Source organism: Bacillus timonensis (genome assembly GCF_004799755.1).
Lineage (GTDB): Bacteria > Bacillota > Bacilli > Bacillales > Bacillaceae_L > Ferdinandcohnia > Ferdinandcohnia timonensis_A.
In genome coordinates this window covers 1-20,956 of sequence record NZ_SLUB01000011.1, presented here as the reverse complement: position 1 = coordinate 20,956, position 20,956 = coordinate 1, and the positions used below count along the sequence as shown (strand labels likewise).

At 39.1% G+C, this 20,956-nt stretch carries 21 protein-coding genes and 1 other annotated feature; of the genes, 16 read left to right on the top strand and 5 right to left on the bottom strand.

Features of this window, described 5'->3' with window-relative positions:
- Nucleotides 1-47: 47 nt before the first annotated feature.
- The 3 genes from proC (at nucleotide 48) to E1I69_RS08420 (ending at nucleotide 3,369) form a co-directional block, all read left to right on the top strand.
- Complete coding sequence (gene proC, locus E1I69_RS08430; RefSeq protein ID WP_136379169.1) at nucleotides 48-902, top strand: pyrroline-5-carboxylate reductase; 855 nt, start codon at nucleotides 48-50, stop codon at nucleotides 900-902.
- Nucleotides 903-971: 69 nt separating this feature from the next.
- Nucleotides 972-2,093, top strand: coding sequence for a glutamate 5-kinase (proB, locus tag E1I69_RS08425; RefSeq protein WP_136379168.1), 1,122 nt, complete (start codon nucleotides 972-974; stop codon nucleotides 2,091-2,093).
- A gap of 13 nt (nucleotides 2,094-2,106) precedes the next feature.
- On the top strand, nucleotides 2,107-3,369 hold the full coding sequence (locus tag E1I69_RS08420) for a glutamate-5-semialdehyde dehydrogenase (RefSeq protein WP_136379167.1): 1,263 nt from the start codon (nucleotides 2,107-2,109) through the stop codon (nucleotides 3,367-3,369).
- 91 nt (nucleotides 3,370-3,460) lie between these two features.
- Here E1I69_RS08420 and E1I69_RS08415 read toward each other — a convergent pair whose 3' ends face one another.
- Nucleotides 3,461-4,294 (bottom strand): TetR/AcrR family transcriptional regulator, encoded by an 834-nt coding sequence (locus tag E1I69_RS08415; protein ID WP_136379166.1) that lies wholly within the window; start codon nucleotides 4,292-4,294, stop codon nucleotides 3,461-3,463.
- Nucleotides 4,295-4,392: 98 nt separating this feature from the next.
- Here E1I69_RS08415 and E1I69_RS08410 point away from each other — a divergent pair, with 98 nt between their 5' ends.
- The 11 genes from E1I69_RS08410 to E1I69_RS08360 all read left to right on the top strand — a co-directional run bounded on the left by E1I69_RS08410 (nucleotide 4,393) and on the right by E1I69_RS08360 (nucleotide 16,069).
- Nucleotides 4,393-7,476 carry an efflux RND transporter permease subunit gene (locus E1I69_RS08410; RefSeq protein WP_136379238.1) on the top strand — a complete coding sequence of 1,028 codons (3,084 nt, stop codon included), beginning with the start codon at nucleotides 4,393-4,395 and terminating at the stop codon, nucleotides 7,474-7,476.
- A 118-nt stretch (nucleotides 7,477-7,594) separates the two neighbouring features.
- Nucleotides 7,595-8,362, top strand: a complete 768-nt coding sequence (locus tag E1I69_RS08405; protein ID WP_136379165.1) for a MerR family transcriptional regulator — start codon at nucleotides 7,595-7,597, stop codon at nucleotides 8,360-8,362.
- Nucleotides 8,363-8,578: 216 nt separating this feature from the next.
- Entirely contained in the window at nucleotides 8,579-8,815 is a 237-nt protein-coding gene (locus tag E1I69_RS08400) for an indolepyruvate ferredoxin oxidoreductase subunit alpha (protein WP_136379164.1), read from the top strand.
- A 229-nt stretch (nucleotides 8,816-9,044) separates the two neighbouring features.
- Nucleotides 9,045-9,896, top strand: a complete 852-nt coding sequence (locus E1I69_RS08395; protein WP_136379163.1) for a 2OG-Fe(II) oxygenase — start codon at nucleotides 9,045-9,047, stop codon at nucleotides 9,894-9,896.
- Nucleotides 9,897-10,013: 117 nt separating this feature from the next.
- The gene (locus tag E1I69_RS08390; protein WP_136379162.1) at nucleotides 10,014-10,499 is read left to right on the top strand and encodes a flavin reductase family protein; all 486 of its coding nucleotides are present in this window, start codon (nucleotides 10,014-10,016) and stop codon (nucleotides 10,497-10,499) included.
- A gap of 85 nt (nucleotides 10,500-10,584) precedes the next feature.
- Nucleotides 10,585-11,067 carry a DUF1189 family protein gene (locus tag E1I69_RS08385; protein ID WP_242634563.1) on the top strand — a complete coding sequence of 161 codons (483 nt, stop codon included), beginning with the start codon at nucleotides 10,585-10,587 and terminating at the stop codon, nucleotides 11,065-11,067.
- Between the two features lie 102 nt (nucleotides 11,068-11,169).
- Nucleotides 11,170-11,457 carry a DNA-binding protein gene (locus E1I69_RS08380; protein ID WP_136379160.1) on the top strand — a complete coding sequence of 96 codons (288 nt, stop codon included), beginning with the start codon at nucleotides 11,170-11,172 and terminating at the stop codon, nucleotides 11,455-11,457.
- 85 nt (nucleotides 11,458-11,542) lie between these two features.
- Nucleotides 11,543-12,400 carry an MBL fold metallo-hydrolase gene (locus tag E1I69_RS08375; RefSeq protein ID WP_136379159.1) on the top strand — a complete coding sequence of 286 codons (858 nt, stop codon included), beginning with the start codon at nucleotides 11,543-11,545 and terminating at the stop codon, nucleotides 12,398-12,400.
- 204 nt (nucleotides 12,401-12,604) lie between these two features.
- On the top strand, nucleotides 12,605-14,059 hold the full coding sequence (gene cls / locus E1I69_RS08370; protein WP_136379158.1) for a cardiolipin synthase: 1,455 nt from the start codon (nucleotides 12,605-12,607) through the stop codon (nucleotides 14,057-14,059).
- Nucleotides 14,060-14,173: 114 nt separating this feature from the next.
- A complete protein-coding gene (locus E1I69_RS08365) occupies nucleotides 14,174-14,740 on the top strand; it encodes an undecaprenyl-diphosphatase (RefSeq protein ID WP_242634562.1) in 567 nt (188 codons plus the stop codon).
- A gap of 130 nt (nucleotides 14,741-14,870) precedes the next feature.
- Nucleotides 14,871-15,142 (top strand) — a binding site (T-box leader).
- Between the two features lie 84 nt (nucleotides 15,143-15,226).
- Entirely contained in the window at nucleotides 15,227-16,069 is an 843-nt protein-coding gene (locus tag E1I69_RS08360; protein WP_136379237.1) for an SAM hydrolase/SAM-dependent halogenase family protein, read from the top strand.
- Nucleotides 16,070-16,111: 42 nt separating this feature from the next.
- Here the strand turns inward: E1I69_RS08360 and E1I69_RS24700 are convergent, their stop codons facing one another.
- A complete protein-coding gene (locus tag E1I69_RS24700; RefSeq protein WP_165439152.1) occupies nucleotides 16,112-16,279 on the bottom strand; it encodes a hypothetical protein in 168 nt (55 codons plus the stop codon).
- Nucleotides 16,280-16,424: 145 nt separating this feature from the next.
- Nucleotides 16,425-17,174 (bottom strand): metallophosphoesterase family protein, encoded by a 750-nt coding sequence (locus E1I69_RS08355; RefSeq protein ID WP_242634560.1) that lies wholly within the window; start codon nucleotides 17,172-17,174, stop codon nucleotides 16,425-16,427.
- 127 nt (nucleotides 17,175-17,301) lie between these two features.
- On the opposite strand from E1I69_RS08355, the gene E1I69_RS08350 reads away from it, so the two are divergent.
- Nucleotides 17,302-18,189, top strand: coding sequence for a polysaccharide deacetylase family protein (locus E1I69_RS08350; RefSeq protein ID WP_136379155.1), 888 nt, complete (start codon nucleotides 17,302-17,304; stop codon nucleotides 18,187-18,189).
- 51 nt (nucleotides 18,190-18,240) lie between these two features.
- On the opposite strand, the gene liaG is transcribed toward E1I69_RS08350, so the two are convergent.
- Both liaG and E1I69_RS08340 read right to left on the bottom strand, forming a co-directional pair.
- Complete coding sequence (gene liaG / locus E1I69_RS08345) at nucleotides 18,241-19,095, bottom strand: LiaG family protein (RefSeq protein WP_136379154.1); 855 nt, start codon at nucleotides 19,093-19,095, stop codon at nucleotides 18,241-18,243.
- 152 nt (nucleotides 19,096-19,247) lie between these two features.
- The gene (locus E1I69_RS08340; RefSeq protein ID WP_136379153.1) at nucleotides 19,248-19,565 is read right to left on the bottom strand and encodes a winged helix-turn-helix transcriptional regulator; all 318 of its coding nucleotides are present in this window, start codon (nucleotides 19,563-19,565) and stop codon (nucleotides 19,248-19,250) included.
- Nucleotides 19,566-19,697: 132 nt separating this feature from the next.
- Here E1I69_RS08340 and E1I69_RS08335 point away from each other — a divergent pair, with 132 nt between their 5' ends.
- Nucleotides 19,698-20,549, top strand: coding sequence for a VOC family protein (locus E1I69_RS08335; RefSeq protein ID WP_136379152.1), 852 nt, complete (start codon nucleotides 19,698-19,700; stop codon nucleotides 20,547-20,549).
- The last annotated feature ends 407 nt before the right edge of the window (nucleotides 20,550-20,956 follow it).

Below are 20,956 nucleotides of genomic sequence, written 5' to 3'. Positions count from 1 at the left end.
TTACGATAGGTACTATGTTTTAAAATTTATCACAAGGGAGACATTTGATGTTACATGAAAAAACGATTGCTTTTATAGGGGCAGGATCTATGGCAGAAGCAATGATTTCAGGAATTGTTGCAGCTGGAAAAGTCCCGTCTAAACAGATTTTTGTTACCAACAGAACGAATACGGAAAGACTACAACAGTTAGAAGCTGCTTATAACATTAATGGTTTAGTAAGCCAAGACCTAGCCTTAAAAAATATCGATATTATTGTCCTCGCAATGAAACCTAAAGATGCAGAAACTGCACTACAGTCCATCAATGATTCACTTCAACCAAACCAACTTGTTTTATCCGTGTTAGCGGGTATTACTACAACCTATATGGAGCAATATCTACCAGTTGGGCAACAGGTGATCCGGGTAATGCCGAATACATCTAGCATGATTAGAGAGTCTGCAACGGCTATATCAGCCGGTTCCTATACAACAAATGAAAATATGTTTCTAGCAAAAGAATTACTCAAATCCATTGGTGAAGTGTATGAGATTCCCGAAGACCAAATGGATATTTTCACAGGAGTAGCAGGTAGTGGGCCTGCCTACATTTATTACCTTATGGAGCATATGGAAGCAACCGTACAAAAGGCGGGCTTACAGGAAAACCTATCAAGGGATATTATTGCGCAAATGATTATTGGTGCTGCCAAAATGATCCAGCAACAGGGTGAAACACCATCAACATTACGAGAAAATGTAACTTCACCAAACGGAACGACAGCTGCTGGTTTAGCCGCACTAGAAAAGAATGGCGGTGGCAAGGCGATTTCACAAGCTATTAAACATGCAGCAAAGCGTTCACATGAAATAAGCTCGCAGCTTGAGGGCAAGACTGCCAAAAAAGTTCAGGCTGTTTAACATAGTAATTTTACCGGCGATAAACGCTTCGTCCGGCAATCAAAACAAAAAAAGATAAGGATTGATCGGATGTCCATAGAAAAGAGAGTCGTTATAAAAGTAGGAAGTAGCTCGTTAACAAGCCGTCATGGAGAAATTAGTAAGAGAAAGCTAGAAAAACTAGCGAGTGAAATTGCTCAGCTAAAAGATGCAGGGCATGAAGTTGTCCTTGTTTCATCAGGGGCGGTTGCAGCTGGTTATCGAAAACTTGGCTGTCTTAAGCGCCCTGATTCATTGCCAGAAAAACAGGCAGCAGCTTCAATTGGTCAGGGGCTATTAATCGAAACCTATTCCCATCTTTTTTTATCACATGGATATGTGGCATCTCAGATTTTGATTTTAAGAAGTGACTTTTTGGATGAGTCACGCTATCAAAATGTTCATAACACCTTAAATGTTTTATTAGAAAGAGGTATTATTCCAGTCGTCAATGAAAATGACACACTTTCGACAGAGCGTTTGAACTTTGGGGATAATGACACATTGGCGGCTAAGGTGGCTGGATTAGTAGATGCCGACCAGCTAGTGATTTTATCCGATATAGATGGATTGTATGATAAAAACCCGACAGTAAATGAAGATGCAAAACTAATTGATCGTGTTACTGAAATTACCGAAGACATCGAAAATGCTGCAGGTGGGTCCGGGAGTTCGGTTGGTACAGGAGGCATGAAATCAAAAATTGACGCCGTGAAGATTGCAATGGCATCGGGTATTTCTACCTTTTTAGGAAATGCAAACAAGGAGAATATCATCATAGATGCAGTAGGAGAAACCGCGACTGGTACGTATTTTACTTGTAAAGAGTCCGTGACCAAACTTAATCAAAAGAGAAAGTGGATTGCTTTTCACTCAGGTGCTAAAGGTGAAATTATTATAAATCCTCATGCGACAGATCGAATGGTGAAAAAGAGAAAAAGCTTGCGTTTTAAAGAAATTAAACAGGTCGTTGGTAGGTTTGATAAAGGTGCAGTTGTCCGAGTGATGGATCTCAACGATGAAGAAATAGCACGCGGGGTTGTGAAGGTTTCTTCTGCTGATTTGAGAAGGATGCTGGAGGACGAAAAAGATCAGTCAACTGATTATACGGTCATTATGGAGATGGGAGATTTTGTTTGTCATATTGACGCCCCGATAACGGTTGGGGTTTAAAAGGAGGAATTTCGTGACGTTTCTTAAAGAAAATGTCGATATTCAATCACAAGCGAGTATAGCAAAAAAGGCTTCAAAAAAAGTAGGTATATTATCAACAGAGGATAAAAACAGAGCTTTATATATTTTAGCCGAACATTTGGAAGCGGGATATGAGTCCATTTTAGAAGCGAATAAAGTAGACCTTCAAAAAGGCCAAGAAGCTGGTTACACACCTGCTTTTATGGACCGATTAACTTTAACGAAAGAACGTATCTTTGATTTTGCGGAGGGGCTTCGCCAAGTTGCTGGTCTAGAGGATCCCACAGACCAAGTCATCTCAGACTGGACATTAGAAAATGGTTTACAGGTGAAAAAGGTAACTGTGCCATTGGGTGTTATCGGGATGATTTATGAGGCACGTCCGAATGTAACGGTTGATGCTACTGGACTTGCGTTGAAATCAGGGAATGCCATTATTTTAAAAGGTGGTTCATCTGCGATACACACAAATCAGGCGATTGTTGACGTCATTCAATATGCGCTTGAACATACGAAAATACCAAAAGAAGCTGTTCAATTTATTGCAAGTACTGACAGAGAAGCGACCCAGCCATTATTTACGATGAAAAAATACATTGATGTACTTATTCCCCGTGGTGGCGCTTCTTTAATTCATACGGTTGTGAAACATGCAACAGTGCCCGTACTTGAAACAGGTGTCGGGAACTGCCATGTGTATATTGATTCCGAAGCAGACGTTGATAAGGCATTACCAATTCTTGTGAACGCTAAAACGGATCGACCAGCTGTTTGTAATGCTGCAGAAACAGTCCTGATCCAGAAGGATTGGTTGTTAGAGCATAAGGATGCACTGGTTAAGACATTACAGGAACATTCAATTACGGTACATGGGGATGAACAGACACTTTCCGTTATCCCAAATGCAGTCCCTGCAGGGGAAGACGATTGGGCAAATGAATACTTAAGTCTACACATCGCAATGAAGATTGTAGATCATGTACACGAAGCAATTGAGCATATTGAACAGTACGGAACCAAACACTCAGAAGCGATCATAACAGAAAATCAAGAAACCGCCGATTTGTTCATGAAGCTTGTAGATGCATCATCCCTCTACCATAACGCTTCTACCAGATTTACAGACGGTGGAGTCCTTGGATTTGGCGCGGAGATTGGCATTTCTACTCAAAAACTTCACGCGCGCGGACCAATGGGGTTACAAGCCCTAACCACAGTAAAATTCTTAATGACCGGAAATGGCCAAATACGATAACAACGAACACGGCAGAAGTAATAAATCTGCCGTGTTTTTTGGGACGAAGGGACAGGTCCATTGTCCCAGTGTAAATCTGTAAATCTGTCCCTTAAAGGTTAAAATATCTACCTAATAAGTAGGCAATCCACTTGCAATGTGGATGGTTACGGATGTTTTCCAGAAGTCCTTTAATAATAGCAGGGTTAAACGTTTGTTTTTGAAGCTGCTCTTGTAAAAGCAGTAATGACTCCTTCTGGATAGAATCCTCCAACTCTTTTACCTTCTCGTCTATCATTGAAACCATTTGTTCCTTTGTTACATCTCCTTGAATTTGAAAGATTGACAAGTCCATATGCTCCTTTTGTAAGAATGGAAGGGTCATTCCTTGTGCCAAGAGATCCGTTTTTTCCACAAGGGACCTGCAAAGGGCTTCCACATCTAGCGGAAAACCTTGATACAAAAAAAGCTCAGAATACATTCGCATAAAGCCTTTTATGCAATAGAGCAAATCATATTTTGTTTGATCCACTTTTTCGCCGTAGACGCGGTCAATCATCAAAAGAATTGTGGAATTAATAAGTTTGTCATAGTTGTGCATTTTAAGGATAAGCTGTTCGTTTAGAGACTGCGTGTATTCCTTCATTAGGATATTGGCAAAGTCCGTATGTTGTCCGAACGACTGAAAGCTTACATAGTAAAAATCAAAGAGAAGATTTTCTTCATTTTTCTTATTTCTGACTAGATGGTCAATGTTAGCGAAGATTTCTTCCATAAATTGATCGATTAAGGCAATGATTAGTTCATCCTTGGATTTAAAAGAAAGATAAAAAGCACCTTTTGAAATGCCGCATCGATCCGTTATTTGTTGAACGGAAGTTGCTTCAAAACCTTGCTTTGCGAACAGTTCTAGTGCCTTTTCCATGATTAGTTGCTTTTTTACCATTATTTGTTTCGCTCCCACTGTCTATCATTGACAAATGACTGAATGGTCATTATTATAAATAAATGGGTTTAACAAGTCAATCTAGGGTAGGTGTAAGTGTGAGAGGTATAGCCAATTTTGTACTAAAAAACAAACTAGCGGTTTGGTTACTAACAATTATTATAACGGTATCTGGAATTTACTCAGGTACACAAATGAAGACAGAAACCATTCCAGATATATCAATTCCGTTCCTAATGGTCATGGATGTGTATCCAGGAGCAACACCTGAACAGGTAATGGAAGATGTCTCGATGCCGATTGAAAAAGCAGTCGAAGGACTGGATGGAGTAAAATCTGTCTATTCAAATTCCTATTCAAACATGGCCAATATTCAAGTTGAATATGACTATGGGGAGGATATGGATGAGGCTAAGCGTGCGTTGCAGTCTGCGTTAGACGCAGTAACTTTACCAGAAAATGCACAAGAGCCTGTTATAACAGCGATAAGTATGAATATGATGCCAGTCGTGGCACTTAGCGTAAGTAGTACAACTGAAGATATTGTTGAATTAACATCAACAGTAGAAGATGTTTTGCTTCCGAAAATTGAAAAACTGGATGGGGTTGGTTCCGCAACAATCACAGGTCAGCATATTGAGGAAGTACAACTGACCTACAATAAAGAGGAAATGGCTAAGTACGACTTAACAGAAGATACAGTTAAGCAAATGATTCAAGCGAGTGATATGGCTGTATCATTAGGTCTGTTTGAATTTGAAGAAGGTGAACAAGCAGTCGCGATTGACGGAAAATTCATGACAGCCGATGAATTAAAGTATATGGTAATTCCTGTTACACCTACTGAAAACAGTCCTGTACCATTTGTGAAGCTTGGTGATATCGCGACGATCGAAGAGGTTGGGCGCGTTCAATCTGTTTCCCGTACGAATGGAAAAGACGCAATCGCGATTCAAATTGTTAAAGAGCAACAAGCGAACACAGTGGATGTTGTAAATGAAGTCAAAGACCTGATTAAAGATGAGCAAGAAAGAATGGAAGGTCTAACTATAGATGTATCACTCGACCAAGGTGAGCCAATTGAACAGTCTGTTTCAACGATGGTGGAGAAGGCGCTCTTTGGTGGCTTGATTGCAGTATTAATCATTTTACTTTTCTTACGTAATTTCAGATCAACAATTATTTCGATAGTATCGATTCCGGTCTCCATTTTTATGGCATTATTGCTGTTAAAATGGATGGATATTACCTTAAACTTAATGACGTTAGGAGCGGTTACCGTTGCGATCGGACGGGTAATTGATGACTCCATTGTCGTTGTAGAAAACATTTATCGACGACTCCACTTAAAAGAAGAGAAATTAAATGGACGCGCATTAATTCGCGAAGCAACAATTGAAATGTTCAAACCAATCCTTTCCTCCACTTTAGTTACGGTTGCTGTATTTGCACCACTAGTGTTTGTCGGTGGAATGGTTGGAGAATTGTTCATGCCATTCGCATTAACAATGACCTTTGCTCTAGGTGCTTCCTTACTAGTGGCAATCACCATTGTTCCTGCTTTATCACATACCTTGTTTAAAAAGCAGCTTTATGTGGAAAAAACAGAAGCAAAGCATAAGGAAGCAGGTAAGCTTGCGAACGGGTACAAAGGCATTTTAAATTGGTCATTAAACCATAAAATTATTGTGTCTGTGATTTCTATCTTACTATTAGTCGGCAGTTTAGCATTAACACCTTTAATCGGTTTTAGTTTTATGGGTAGTGAAGAAGAAAAGGTTATGTATTTAACCTACACACCAGGAACTGGTGAGTTAAAGGATGAAACTCTTGAAAATGTGGCGGAGGTTGAAGATGAGCTATTAAAACGCGAAGATATTGATATTCTTCAAGTTTCCGTAACGGAAAGTGGAGATCCGATGGCTGCCATGATGGGAGGCGGCGGTGATGGTGCCCTTATGTACCTCATCTTTGACCCAGAAATGAAGAACTTCCCTGAAGTTCGTGAAGAAATTGAAGAGTATGTGTTCAATATTGGCCAATCTGGTGAGTGGAAGAGCCAAAACTTCTCTTCTATGTCCATGAATTCAAATGAAGTAAGCTATACATTATATAGTGAAGATTTAAATAAACTTTATGATGCAGTTGATATGGTCGAAGGTGTCATGAGGGATGCAGACGGCTTGGAGGATGTTTCTTCAAGTGCGGAGGATGCGTATGTAGAGTACACATTCCATGTTGAACAAGATAACTTATTGCAATATGGGCTTACAACAGGTCAGATTGTCATGATGTTAAATCCAGATCGTTCACAAGAGGTTCTAACAACTGTTGAAAAAGACGGAAATGCGATAGAGGTTGTTGTTCAACAGGAAAAAGTCGCTGCGCCTAAATCAATTGAGGACCTTCTTGCAACACAAGTTCCAACAGCAGCAGGCACTACATTACCGCTTTCTGAGTTGGTAGAGGTTAAGGAAGGAACAACCTTAAATACACTTTCTCGTAGTAAAGGTGAGTACTATGCTTCTGTTTCAGCAAACATTATCGGCGACGACATTTCAAAGGCAACATCGAAGGTCGGAAAAGACATCGATGAGCTTGACCTTCCTAAAGGTGTAACACTTGGAGTTGCGGGTGTACAAGCGGATATGGTTGAAACATTTACTCAGCTAGGTCTTGCAATGCTTGCAGCGATTGCGATTGTGTACTTTATTCTTGTTGTGACATTTGGTGAGGGAGTTGCGCCATTTGCGATTCTGTTCTCCCTTCCGTTTGCGATTATTGGTTCGTTTGTTGGATTATTGATTGCAGATGAAACCATTTCCGTTTCGGTCATGATGGGTCTCTTAATGTTGATTGGTATCGTCGTAACGAACGCAATCGTGCTAGTCGACCGTATTATCCATATGGAACGAGATGGTATGACAATGCGTGAAGCAGTTCTTGAAGCTGGATCAACTCGTTTACGTCCAATTCTAATGACGGCGATTGCGACAATTGGTGCGTTAATTCCGTTATTATTTGGCGAAGGCGGCGGTGGCTTAATCTCGAAAGGGCTTGGAATTACCGTTATCGGCGGTCTAGCAAGTTCGACCTTATTAACACTACTAGTCGTTCCAATTGTCTATGAAATTTTATCCAAGATGTTTAAGAAGGACCGCAAAAACATTCAAGAAAACTAATTGTTTACGCCCTACAAGGTTATATCGATCTTGTAGGGTTTTTTATTTTTTCGTAAAAAGAAGTGTTGACCTTAACGTTACGTAAAGGTGTAAAGTAAAAATATCAGGGGGTGATGAGATGGAATACACGGTTCAAAAGTTAGCGAAACTAGCGGGAGTAAGCACAAGAACACTTCGATATTATGATGAAATTGAGATTCTTAAGCCGGCAAGAATCAATTCTTCAGGATATCGAATCTATGGGCAAGATGAAGTCAATCGTCTGCAGCAAATCCTTTTTTACCGTGAACTCGGAGTCAATCTAACTGATATTAAGCAAATCATGACAAACCCTGCCTTCGATGAATCCAAAGCACTAAAAGAACATCGTGAGCAGCTCCTTGATAAACGAAAACAAATTGATCAATTAATTGCCAATGTCGAGAAAACCATTGCGCAAAAAGAAGGGAGAATAACGATGTCCGATCAAGAAAAATTTGAAGGCTTTAAAAAGAAAGCCGTTGAAGAGAATGAGAAAAAATACGGAAAAGAAATCCGTGAAAAATATGGCGAAGAAACGGTTAAACAATCAAATGAGAAATTTATGAACATGTCTAAAGAGGATCATGATAAGGCGACCCATCTTTCAGAGGAACTAATGGAGACATTAAGGGAAGCGCTGAAGACGGGCGACCCTGCTGGAGTACTTGCCCAGAAAGCCGCAGAGATGCATAAGCAATGGCTCATGTTTTACTGGCCAAGTTATAGTAAAGAAGCGCATGCGGGGTTAGCGCAAATGTATGTGGATGACGAGAGATTCACGGCATATTACGATAAAGAACAGCCGGGAACAGCAACATTCCTAAGAGACGCCATTCATGTGTATACGGGACAAAAGAGTGAATAATCTTTTTAAGGTTATGATGGGGTGAGATCGATATGGTCTTGCCCTTTTTTTAGTGGAGGGATTTGGCAGGGGGAAGCGTTGAAGCTCCACAGCCAACTTCCATTCCCCTCAACTAAATCCCAATATCCGGAATACATCTCGCCTTAGCAACATAGGGTGTAGTAAATATGGAAGACTTCTAGTCTACTGGAAGGCCTTCAACTAGGGGGGGATTGGGTGGCATATGTAATTACGTCGCCATGTGGGGCGGAGAAAGCAGCAGAGTGTGTCGAGGTGTGTCCTGTCGAATGTATCGAGCCTGGTGATGATCAGTTTTATATCAATCCCGATATTTGCATTGACTGTGGGGCTTGTGTTTCGGTTTGCCCGGTGGATGCCATTTATCATGAGGACGAAGTTCCGGATGATGAAATTGAATATGTTGACTTAGCAAGAAAGTTTTTTGGAATCTAACTGACCCACATACATAAAGAACATCAAACCTATTTAGTAACTACAACTGTGGTTACTTTTATTTTTTTGTAGAAAATGTGGCAATCCAAAATGTTCAACCATTGGAAATAAGTAATTACTACCACAATTTTACTTGAATATATTAAAATGTAATGTAAGGGATTACTTTATCTAAAACACGGGCTCGGGACAAAGGGACAGGTCCCTCGTTCCAAAAGGGGAGGAAGAAATGGAGAAAGTAAAGCAAATACCAGGTGCACTTATGGATTGGATTATTAAAACGCTAAACAGTGGCGTGAATCCTGAAGCAATTGTAGATGCCATGATTCGGAAAGGTTATGACCCTAGACTCTCTTATACAACTTTGTTTCGAATTGTCGGAAATAAGCCGATTGACACACCAGGTGTACAAGCTCCATATGAATATGAACAGCCCGAAATCGCAAAAAAAGGAAGTATTTTACGCACAAAGGACCGAGAAATAAAGGTTTTATCAAAAGTAGAGAAACCGTTTATTTTGCATTTAGATCAATTTTTAAGCGATGAGGAATGTGAACAGTTGATTGAATTATCAAGAAGCCGCCTTAAGCCGTCGACTGTTATCGACCCGAAGACTGGTGAAGAAAAAGCAGCAACTGGTCGAACAAGTAAAGGAATGTCTTTTTATTTACGAGAAAATGAATTTATTAAAGATATAGAAACTAGAATTTCAGAATTAACGGAGTTCCCTGTTGAAAATGGGGAAGGGCTCCAGGTATTGAATTATGGCATTGGTGAGGAATATAAAAGTCATTTTGATTATTTTCCTCCGGGTAAGGTAGACCCCGAAAAAGGGGGTCAGCGGGTGGGTACATTCCTTATTTATTTAAATGATGTACTGGCTGGTGGTGAAACGGTTTTTCCAAAAGCGGGCGTTTCGATTGTTCCGAAGAGAGGCTCTGCTGTGTATTTTCAGTATGGGAACAGTAAAGGTGAGGTAGACCGCATGTCGCTGCATTCAAGTGTTCCTGTATCTGAGGGAGAAAAATGGGTCGCAACGAAATGGATTCGCCAAGGAAATATTTATACGTCCGCACATTAGGCAAACGATTAGAATTGTCAAAGTAATCATGATATAGTAATATTAACGATTTTTGTAAGTTATTAATATAGAATGATAGAAAATAAGTATGTCATCGTGTAGAAAGGTGTGTGAGCTATGGATAAAGTACAGACTTTTAAAGACGTCATGGGGAATTATCCGACGGGTGTAACAGTTGTGACAACGACTGATGAAAATGGAGTGCCACTTGGGCTTACGGTAAACTCATTTGCCTCTGTTTCATTGGATCCATTATTGATATTATGGTCCATTGATAAAAGAGTATCCACTTATGATATTTTCACAAAAACAGATAAATTTGCAGTACATGTATTAGCAGGTGACCAAGGGGATATTTGTGCCCTTTTTGCAAGCAAGGGAACAGATCGATTTGCGAACTGTGAATGGGAGATGTCTACTAACAATCTTCCAATCTTGAAGGGGTCTTCAGGCGTTTTACACTGTAAAACGTTCAAAACCGTTGAAGCAGGCGACCATACGATTCTCATTGGTGAAGTGGTTGAAATTGAAAACTATAGCAATCCACCACTACTTTATCACAACCGTAAATTCGGCAATATTCCTGACGAATTTTATAAGTAATATGAATGGATACCTTTCTTCTGACGGAAAGGTATCTTTATGTCTAATTATTTTTAAACGAAACGAGTGGCTTTATGTGAAACTCATGTCGACAGTTATCGATAGTTTGCGATTGCCAAATAAGGCAGCGATGAAGCGGCTGAATAAGCTGGAAATGAGACATACGATCCTTTTTTTGCTGTTTTTACTGTTTATCATCGCACTTCCAATTGAAATCAATTTGTTGTTGGATGACTCTTATAAGGAAAGTGACATTCCACAAAATATATATATCATCCAGGTCCTTTTATTCTATCCGTTTTTAATGCTGTTTTTAGGAATCGCGGGGATTTCTGTATTAGCGGGATTAGGAGTCGGAATCAGTAAACTTACACATCGCCAGTTGAAATTTCAATTTCTGTGGAAAATGTGTGCGTTTGCGTTAACAAAGCCAATTATCGTATTTGCGCTAGCCAACATTCTGATTGGTACCCATTGGATTGTCAATACAATTGTATTTATTTTGTTATTTTACACGATACTAAGAATGATTTTTCATTATCCAAAACGTATAAAAACACATAACTAAGGGACCAGTACACACTGGTTCCTTTTCGTATATGTGAAACTTTTTAATAGACGTAACGTAATACATAATATAGAGGATTATTATAATAAAGAGGGTGGAAAAATGAGCCTGTTTATAGGGATTGGAATTGCCGTTGCCGGTTATTTCATTGGAGACGGCTTGAAGAATTTTAAAAATCCTGAAGCAAAGGGTGTTATGGAGAAATTTGATGAAGAGGATTTATTCGAGCTAATAAAGGAAAAGGATATCCATTACCATATTGGGGTTTCCAAAGAGGATGCTAAGGAATTAATAAAAGAGCACCCAGAGATTCCACATATCATATTAAACGGGAATGTTTATTATCCAAAAAGTAAACTAAAGCAATGGTTGTCAAACCTAGGTGACTAAGTTGTGTGTCTTCTCCATTTCTCCATAAATAAATTATTACTTCCGTGAAATACTATCACTATGTAGACCTGTAAGGAGGATTTATATGGAGAAGGACATGCAATATGGAAGTGACTATAAATTTATTCCTGCAACTTCTATCGCTAGTGGGATGGGGATGCAGGTGCTGCCGGATCTTTATTGTCATACCATCCAAATTGTGAATTTTGTGGTGGTCGGCGAGCCGGGAACATCGGACTTTGTAATTGTTGACGCAGGTATGCCAGGTTCTGCAGAGGAAATAATAGCAGCTTGTGAGGAACGCTTTGGTGCAAATAGTCGTCCGAAGGCGATTCTGTTAACACACGGCCATTTTGATCACGTGGGGGCAATCGTTGAATTAGTTGAACACTGGGATGTACCAGTTTACGCGCATGAGCTGGAAATGCCATTTTTAACAGGGCAACAAAGCTATCCGGATCCGGACCCGACAGTAGAAGGTGGAATGGTTGCAAAGATGTCACCGATGTTTCCGAATGAGCCCATACAACTAGGGGACCATGTAGAAAAATTACCTGCAGATGGAACAGTACCCCATTTGTCTGATTTCCGTTGGATCCATACACCGGGACATGCACCTGGGCATATATCCTTTTTCCGTGAAAAAGACCGTGCTTTAATTGTTGGAGATGCGTTTGTGACAGTGAAACAGGAGTCTTTGTACAAGGTGATTACGCAAGAACAGGAAATTAGTGGTCCGCCGAGATATTTAACAACAGATTGGCAGGCTGCGAAAAAGTCCGTTGAAACGTTGGCTGCGCTTAAACCGAGTGTTGCCATCACGGGACATGGTTTTCCAATGACAGGTTCTTTGTTGGAAGAATCCTTAGGTAGATTAGTAAGGGACTTCGACCAAATAGCGATTCCAGACTATGGAAGGTATGTAGATAAGAACATTCATTAGTATGTGGAACCTGGCTGAAGAAAGGCCAGGTTTCTTGCTCTACATATTTAATCTTGTTAAAAACCTCAGAAATGAAATAAAGAATATAAAAAAACAATAAAAATTAAAGAGCGGATCTGAAAACACCATATAGCGAATTGTTTCATAAACATTCTGAAATATAGTATATTGGAATGTAGAATGAATCGGTGAGAGAGGAGAAATATGGTAAATATTACATCGGTATTATTAGGATTGGTTATGGTCTTAAACATTGTATTTGCCGTGGTTGTCATCTTTCGCGAAAGACGAGATGCGAGTTCGACCTGGGCGTGGTTATTAGTCCTATTTTTCATTCCTGTAGCTGGCTTTATTTTATATTTACTTCTAGGCCGAAATTTAACACGTGACCATCTTTTTCAATGGGATGATTTAAAAAAGAGTGGGATAGAAGAAGTACTTGAGAAGCAAAAAGAACTATTACGAACCCAAAAGTTCCTATTCAACAATCCGATTACACAAGATAATCAAGATCTTATTTATATGAACCTTGTTAATGCGAATGCCCTGTTTACGAAAAATAATGCAGTAGAAGTATTTACAGATGGGCAAGAGAAATATCGCCGTCTATTTGAGGATATTGAAGCTGCAAAAGAATCGATTCATTTGCAATATTATATTATTAAAAATGATAATCTAGGCCGAAAATTAATGGAGCATTTAACAAGGAAGGTAAAAGAAGGGGTAACAGTCCGTGTTCTATATGATGAGCTAGGTTCTAGGACATTGACAAAAAGATTTTTTAAAGAATTTCGTGAAGCTGGTGGGCTTGTCGAGGTATTTTTTCCATCGAAGTTGCGTTTCATCAATTTGCGGATGAACTTCCGAAACCATCGGAAATTGGTCATTATTGATGGAAAGGTAGGATATGTCGGTGGCTTTAATGTTGGCGATGAGTACCTTGGATTAAATACGAGGTTTGGGTATTGGCGAGATACTCATTTGCGCATAAGGGGAACTGCAGTTGATACGATGCAGGTTCGCTTCATTTTGGACTGGAACCAAGCATCTCGTGATTTCGATATCATGTATGATCCAGAGTTATTTCCAATTGAGAATGTCAGACTTGGAAATGTTGGGATTCAAATTGTGACAAGTGGTCCTGATACAGACTTTGAGCAGATTAAAAATGCGTATATCAAAATGCTCTACTCAGCTAAAAAGTCGATTTATATGCAGACACCTTATTTTATCCCTGATAAAAGCCTTTTGGATGCGATACGTGTAGCTTGTCTTTCAGGGGTTGAAGTGAATATCATGATTCCAGATAAGCCGGATCACCCTTTCGTTTATTGGGCAACCCTTTCGCATATTGGGGAACTGCTACCTGTTGGAGCAAATGTTTACATTTATAGTAATGGCTTTATTCATTCAAAAACACTTGTGGTCGATGAGGAGATTTCTTCGGTCGGTACAGCGAATATCGATGTGAGGAGCCTCCGACTTAATTTTGAAGTGAATGCCTTTTTATATGATGAAAACATTTCAAAAGAACTAACAGCGATTTTCAAAGAAGATATCAAGCGATCAAAGCTACTAACATGGGAAGAATACGTAAAAAGAGGAAGTAACATTAAGTTTAAAGAGTCGATTTCAAGACTTTTATCTCCGATTTTATAGTTGACAAACATTCGATGTGGCTTACAAAATTGTAATGGTAAGTATGCTACATCGATTTTTTGTGTTTAAAAATAAAATCATAGTCTTTATTAAAGGGGAGTTATCTTGAATATAATGGATGTCAATAAAGATATATTTTATCAAATTAATGGGTTAGGCAAGAAATTACCATTCTTAGATGTTCCAATGATTATGATAGGCAGTTATGCCTTGTATTTCCTAATCTTTGTGGTGATTTTCTATTTATTTAAAAAGGGAGAGCAAAACCGTATCATGGTGATGAGTAGCCTCCTTTCAGTTGGGATAGCGGTGCTTCTTGGAAGGGTGGCAGGAATGGTTCATTCCAATAACCAACCATTTGCGGAACTGCCAAATGTAAATCAATTGGTTGAAAAAGCAGTCAATAATTCCTTTCCAAGTGATCACACGATGATCTTTTTTGCGGTCTGTTTTTCCTTTTTCTTGTTTAAGAAACCAGGCAGGTATCTTTGGATGGTGCTTGCATGCTTAGTAGGTTTTGCTCGTATTTGGGTGGGTGTGCATTATCCTGGAGATATTTTAGTTGGTGCAATCCTAGCCATATTCGCCGCATTACTTGTGTATAGTGTGGTGTCAAAAATAAAAGGCTTCAATCGCCAAAAGCATAGTAAACTACCGACAACTTCAGAAAAAGATTTTTAAAGAGGATTGGTCATGGTGGCCGGGTACTTTACAGGCATTAGGGGAAAAATAACCCGATTGAATTTTTAGAAAATCTTAATTGCAATATAAGATGAACCTGGATATAATAACTAATTAATAATAACCTTACGTAAAGACGATGAAGAGAAAAAGTAGGATTTAGCTATTTTACACAGAGAGCTTCGTTAGCTGAAAAGAAGCAAAAATACGAATCTGAACAATGGCCTCTGAGTTTCGTGCTGAAAGTAACAACTGTTATGAGTAGGTTCCGACGAGATTTGGTACTCGTTATCAATACCACAGTATACAGGCTAAGTATAGACCTGCGTACTTGCAGAGACTGTTTGTGTGAGCAAACAGTGAATTAAGGTGGTACCACGTGAATTCAACCACGTCCTTATCGTATTTGATAAGGACGTGGTTTTTTTATACCCCAAAAACGGGTTTGCCCGTTAGATTACAGACAAAATGGAGGGATTTATTGTGATGAAAAATCATCTAGTAGTACAAACTGATTTTGGATTAAGTGATGGTGCTGTAAGTGCAATGTATGGTGTAGCAATTTCAGTGGACCCAACACTTCGAATTTTTGACCTAACTCACGATATACCAAAATTTAATATATGGGAAGCATCTTACCGCTTATATCAGACAATTTTCTATTGGCCAGAAGGCACTGTTTTTGTTTCGGTTGTTGACCCGGGTGTTGGTTCTGACCGACGTAGCATTGTGGTAAAGACTGAAACAAATCAATACATTGTAACACCGGACAATGGTACGGTTACGCATATTCTGAAAAAACTAGGTATTAAAGAGGTGAGGATTATTGATGAAAGCATTAATCGTTTACCGTTTTCAGGAGAATCCTATACATTCCATGGAAGAGATGTTTATGTTTATACGGGGGCAAGGCTTGCATCCGGTGTGATTTCTTACGAAGAAGTTGGACCCCTTGTTCCGGTTGAATCATTAGTCCAATTGCCCATATCTGAAGCGAGCATTGATAATGAAACGGTGTTTGGGAATATTGATGTCTTAGATGTTCGGTTCGGTAACCTTTGGACTAACATCGACAGGACACTTTTTAATCAGCTTGGAAATGAGTATGGTGATGGCATTGAAGTGATGATTGAGTATGATGGAAGTAATGTATATAAGAGTACGATGAAATATGGACGATCCTTTGCTGATAGTGGGCTTGGCGAACCCATTTTGTATATAAACTCATTAGATAAAATTGCGGTTGCTCTTAATCAGGAGTCCATTGCTAATAAATATAAAATTGGAACAGGAGCTGAATGGAAAATAAAAATACGGAAAATCCGGTGAAATAAAAAACACCGTTCAAATTCCGGACGGTGTTTTCTCTTCTTAGGTTAATGGTTTATTTTGTTTTAAAAGGTTTGAAGCGGGAAGTGTAATGATTTTACCTCCAATTTGTACATGTATGGAATCATTAAAAATGGCTTTTACGATTCCTTTTAACTGTACAGTTGAATTAACCGTGATCTCTTTTTTAGGTTCGTTATTGGCAGTCAAGGCAATTCTCCTCTCAGGATTGTAATTATAGAGGCTCAAATAAAAAACATTATATACACATTTTATGAAAACTATACGTATGAAAATTCGTTTATTTTATTATTTTACATTGATTCTTAGATCTTGTGCAAGTTTCAAGAACTAGTTATTTTTCCCTGTTTGGAGCACCACGGTAAACGGCTTCACGAAGCTCCGCTGCATATTTGTCAAAATAGGGTAGCCCCATATTGGCTGCAATCGTTAATTCTTTTTCAACATCATATGGAAGCCGAACAATTTCGATGGAGAAGGGGGCCACTTCTTTTGAGTGGTACTTTCCATGTAAAATGGCAAAGGTTGCTTGTGTTGTATCAAGTGGGTTGCCAACACTTCCGACATTTAATAGGGTCTGTTCTGTATCCATTGGTTCAATTAAGGCAGCGTGTATATCTCCAAATCCGATTATGTCAGGTGTTCTGTTCTCTAAAGGTGAAATCCATTCAGAGTACTCAAACATGGCTCTTTTTTCATCATCAGAATGAATCATGGGGACAACACGGTGGTGGACACTTTTGGCTGAGGCGTGGTACAGCCGAATATATTTACCACTCATATAAAAATCATAATGAAAGGGAAGTGTTCCTAAGTATGAGAGGCGTTCATCTCCAAGTTGATTTCGATGCCATGTGATACCCTCATCAGGATGTTCATTCTGAATAAAGTCATCCCAATTGCCCAAAAGCACAACCTCACACACCTCTTGTATCCGGTCAACCACTAAAGCTGAGTTTGGTCCTTTTCCAACAAGGTCACCAAGACAGAGAACCGTCTCGATCCCACGTGCTTTAATATGTTCTAGTACAGTTTCAAGTGCAGTCATATTTCCATGAATATCGGAAATGAGTGCAATACTCATCAAAAGAACCTCCTCGTTATAGTGTTTTACTAATAATAAAATAGGTTGAAAATTTTGTCAGTACATTTTTTATATCTTTCAATAATTATGTCCTGTGTTTAGAATGAAGTAAAGGGGGAACGATTTCATGGTCCAAAAGGTGATTATATTTTTTATCATATGCTCGGTAAGTTTGTTATCTTCCTGCGAGTCAAAGGAAGTGAAAGAGGTTGGGGGAGTAGCCCAAGGGAACCACAATATGGTGCTGAAGGAAAATACTATTCCTGAAGCGAGATTTCCTGCAGATTTTTCATGGAAGAATGAATACCTACTTGAAATCATGGGGGAATCTTCATTTCTAGAAAAAAAGACTGTAGCGTCTATGCAAAAATGGCGGGATGAGATCATTGAATTCTCCAAAACTCAGGATCGTTTATTTATCAATGGTCCGAATAAAAAACAGGTAGCCTTAACCTTTGATGATGGACCTGATAGCACGGTGACTTCGGCAGTGATTGGAGTTTTAGACAAATATGGGGTTAAGGGGAATTTTTTCTTTTTGGGAAGCGAAGTGGAGAAGCATCCAGAGGTTGTAAAAGAAGCCTATGAAAAAGGACATCTCGTGCTAAGTCATAGCTACAATCATATCCAACTGGATCAGCTGGGAGAAGCAGAAATTCAGAACGAAATAGAGCGGGCGGGAAATGTGATTGAGTCAATCATTGGCAAAGAGCCTGCATTTATTAGGACACCTTATGGGTCAACGAATGAATTAGTTGCTGGCGTGGCAAAAGAAAATAAGTATTCCATTATTCTTTGGTCGATAGATTCACTCGATTGGGCACAAAAAAGTCCAGATGTAATTTATTCCAATGTTGATGCTAACATACGTAATGGCGACATCATCCTCATGCATACGGATTCCGATGAATACGATACATACGAAGCATTGCCAGGTATCATTGAAAAATTGCAGGAACGGGGCTTTGAAATCGTGGATTTAGAAACGATGTTAGGAATTCCAGCATATCAGTGAGTATAGGGAAGAAGCAGTAAAAAGCGCTCGAAGTTCGAGCGCTTTTTTTCATTATCTGATTGATGCTTTACCGCTATTTACTTCAATATTAACATCATGGGTGCCCGCACCGTGTTTTCCTTCAATATTCCCTTTATCCCGTGTCGAATCATCTAAAGAGAAATCATTGGAAATGTATCCGCTATTTGCTTTACCTTTTAGAGTAAAGTCAGCATCATCTGGGAGGTCAATATCAAGTAGACCTGATTTTACGCTTGCATCAATTGAATCTGTGAGGTTTGCAATTGTTGCTTTTAAACGCCCTGAGTGTACTTCAGCTTCTAGTTTCCCGGTATAATTGTCCACAGTAACATTACCAGAGCTAACATCGATTTCTCCGTTTTTGGTTGTAAGCTTCTCAATTCTAGAGTTTCCAGATGCAACATTATGTGTAAAGTTTTTAGCCGAAAGGTTTTCCAATCTCATATTTCCGGAATGGACATCTGCAGAAAGCTCGTTTAACTCCATTGGAGCACCATCGAATTCTAAATGGCCGGACCCAACTTTAAGTGCTAGATCATGGTCATAATCTTCTGGGATATACACCGTTAGGTTTGATTTATTAAAGAAGGGAAACCACCCAAAGTTGAGAAATCCACGTTCATAAGTGACCTCTATTGTGTCGCCACTTTTTGACACATGAACTTTGCCTTTTCCTTTCAATTCAGCTTTCACGTCATCCCGGTTTTCGGGAATAACAGTCGTGCTAATTGATGTTATATCAATTTCAATCTCATCAATTTTATTGGTAACCTGAACGGAGTCTTCAAAATTTCCTCCAAAAGGTAGCCCAGGAATACGGTATAGATTTGTGATTAATAGATAAGCCCCAATAAGAACGAAAAATATGATTAATATTTTCTTCATTTTTTTAACCTGCCTTTATTATTTATTCTATCCCTATCATAAATGGTGAGCGGTGTTCATGTAACGCACTACCGATATATTTCCAAATAAGACCTGAGGCTTATGAAAAAAAGCAGATTGCATCCAACACAATCTGCTTAAAACTTGATGATTTATGAATCTATTTTTACCCAGTCCTGCGACCATTTTTGGATTTCATCCATTAAAGGTTTAAGGGCCAACCCTTTTTCCGTTAAGGAGTATTCGATACGTACAGGGGTTTCTGGGTATACATGACGTTTTATGATACCTTGACTTTCTAGGTCCTTAAGTCTTTCTGAAAGGACTCTTCCACTGATTCCGATTGAAGATTCAATCGTGCAAAAGCGTTGTGGACCGGAGAGAAGTTGGTATATGACAAGTCCTGTCCACCTTTGCCCAATTAAACTCATAGCTTTTTCGAATTTAGGACAAATTACATTTGTATCCATATTTCCATCACCCCTATGAATATATTATAGCGCATTGTAACAAATAATAAACTTACTTGACATAGTTTAATTATAAAAATATAATTACTTACATAAAGTAAGTTACTAATTGAATTGAGGAGGCACACGAAAATGAAATATCAACGCCCACCATATACATTTGTTGGCCTTGTAGAACTAAAAGTAACTGACCTACAGCGGTCGTTAGCATTTTATCAAAATATCATTGGATTTAAAGTATTAGAACAGTCCGAAAGAAAGGTATTGTTAACAGCGGATGGCAAAACGCCGTTATTATCCATAGAACAGCCTGAGAACGTTACTTCAAAAGAGCCACGCCGAACAGGGCTTTACCATTTTGCATTGCTTTTACCAACACGAGAGGACTTAGGAAAGGTACTATATCACTTGGTCCAAAATAATGTGCGAATTGGCGCATCTGATCATGCGGTGAGTGAAGCCCTCTACTTAGATGATCCAGATGGAAATGGCATTGAAATTTACAGAGACCGTCCTGATACTGAATGGGAATGGATGAATGGCGAAGTGAAGATGGTAACAGAACCAATGGACGGTCAAGGTGTACTTGCTGCTGCAAATGGTGAAAAATGGACTGGACTTCCAGAAGGAACCGTAATGGGACATATTCACATGCATGTATCTGATTTAACAAAAACCGAGGAATACTATACAAAAGGGCTTGGATTTGATGTTGTTTGCCGTTATGGCGGCATGGCATTATTCATTTCAACAGGTGGCTACCATCACCACATTGGACTAAACACATGGAATGGCGTAGGAGCACCTGCACCTTCTGATAATAGTGCTGGCATTAAGTTGTTCACGCTTGTATTGCCAAACGAAGATTCCTTACAAACTACCGTCGGAAACTTAAAGCAAATCGGCGCATATGTTCAAGATGAGGATGGAGTCATTGTTACAAAAGATCCTTCTGATAATAAAATTAGACTTGTTGTGGCATAGGTAACATTGAATCAGGCGGCTATCTTTGGGTAGCTGCTTTTTTATGATGTTGCAAATACGGTAAATGATGTACCGTTGCATTCGGGATAATCGGTATATCACTCAACCGCAAAACGATAAATGATATACCGCAAACAGCATAATCGGTATATCACCTAACCGTAAAACGATAAATGGTATACCGCAAACCGGATAATCGGTATATCACTCAACCGCAAAACGATAAATGATATACCGCAAACCGGATAATCGGTATATCACTCAACCGCAAAACGATAAATGATATACCGCTAACAGCATAATCGGTATATCACCTAACCGTAAAACGATAAATGGTATACCGCAAACCGGATAATCGGTATACCACTCAACCGCAAAACGATAAATGCTGTCTCTTATACACATCT

Bases quoted from the DNA above. Each gene is read 5' to 3' on its own strand.
- E1I69_RS08385 (WP_242634563.1), top strand. From the start codon at position 10,585: ATGTCGACAGTTATCGATAGTTTGCGATTGCCAAATAAGGCAGCGATG.
- E1I69_RS08405 (WP_136379165.1), top strand. From the start codon at position 7,595: ATGGAATACACGGTTCAAAAGTTAGCGAAACTAGCGGGAGTAAGCACA.
- E1I69_RS08335 (WP_136379152.1), top strand. From the start codon at position 19,698: ATGAAATATCAACGCCCACCATATACATTTGTTGGCCTTGTAGAACTA.
- E1I69_RS08415 (WP_136379166.1), bottom strand. From the start codon at position 4,294: ATGGTAAAAAAGCAACTAATCATGGAAAAGGCACTAGAACTGTTCGCA.
- E1I69_RS08390 (WP_136379162.1), top strand. From the start codon at position 10,014: ATGGATAAAGTACAGACTTTTAAAGACGTCATGGGGAATTATCCGACG.
- E1I69_RS08350 (WP_136379155.1), top strand. From the start codon at position 17,302: ATGGTCCAAAAGGTGATTATATTTTTTATCATATGCTCGGTAAGTTTG.
- E1I69_RS08340 (WP_136379153.1), bottom strand. From the start codon at position 19,565: ATGGATACAAATGTAATTTGTCCTAAATTCGAAAAAGCTATGAGTTTA.
- proB (WP_136379168.1), top strand. From the start codon at position 972: ATGTCCATAGAAAAGAGAGTCGTTATAAAAGTAGGAAGTAGCTCGTTA.
- liaG (WP_136379154.1), bottom strand. From the start codon at position 19,095: ATGAAGAAAATATTAATCATATTTTTCGTTCTTATTGGGGCTTATCTA.
- E1I69_RS08380 (WP_136379160.1), top strand. From the start codon at position 11,170: ATGAGCCTGTTTATAGGGATTGGAATTGCCGTTGCCGGTTATTTCATT.
- E1I69_RS08360 (WP_136379237.1), top strand. From the start codon at position 15,227: ATGAAAAATCATCTAGTAGTACAAACTGATTTTGGATTAAGTGATGGT.
- E1I69_RS08395 (WP_136379163.1), top strand. From the start codon at position 9,045: ATGGAGAAAGTAAAGCAAATACCAGGTGCACTTATGGATTGGATTATT.
- E1I69_RS08355 (WP_242634560.1), bottom strand. From the start codon at position 17,174: ATGAGTATTGCACTCATTTCCGATATTCATGGAAATATGACTGCACTT.
- proC (WP_136379169.1), top strand. From the start codon at position 48: ATGTTACATGAAAAAACGATTGCTTTTATAGGGGCAGGATCTATGGCA.
- cls (WP_136379158.1), top strand. From the start codon at position 12,605: ATGGTAAATATTACATCGGTATTATTAGGATTGGTTATGGTCTTAAAC.
- E1I69_RS08375 (WP_136379159.1), top strand. From the start codon at position 11,543: ATGGAGAAGGACATGCAATATGGAAGTGACTATAAATTTATTCCTGCA.
- E1I69_RS08365 (WP_242634562.1), top strand. From the start codon at position 14,174: ATGGATGTCAATAAAGATATATTTTATCAAATTAATGGGTTAGGCAAG.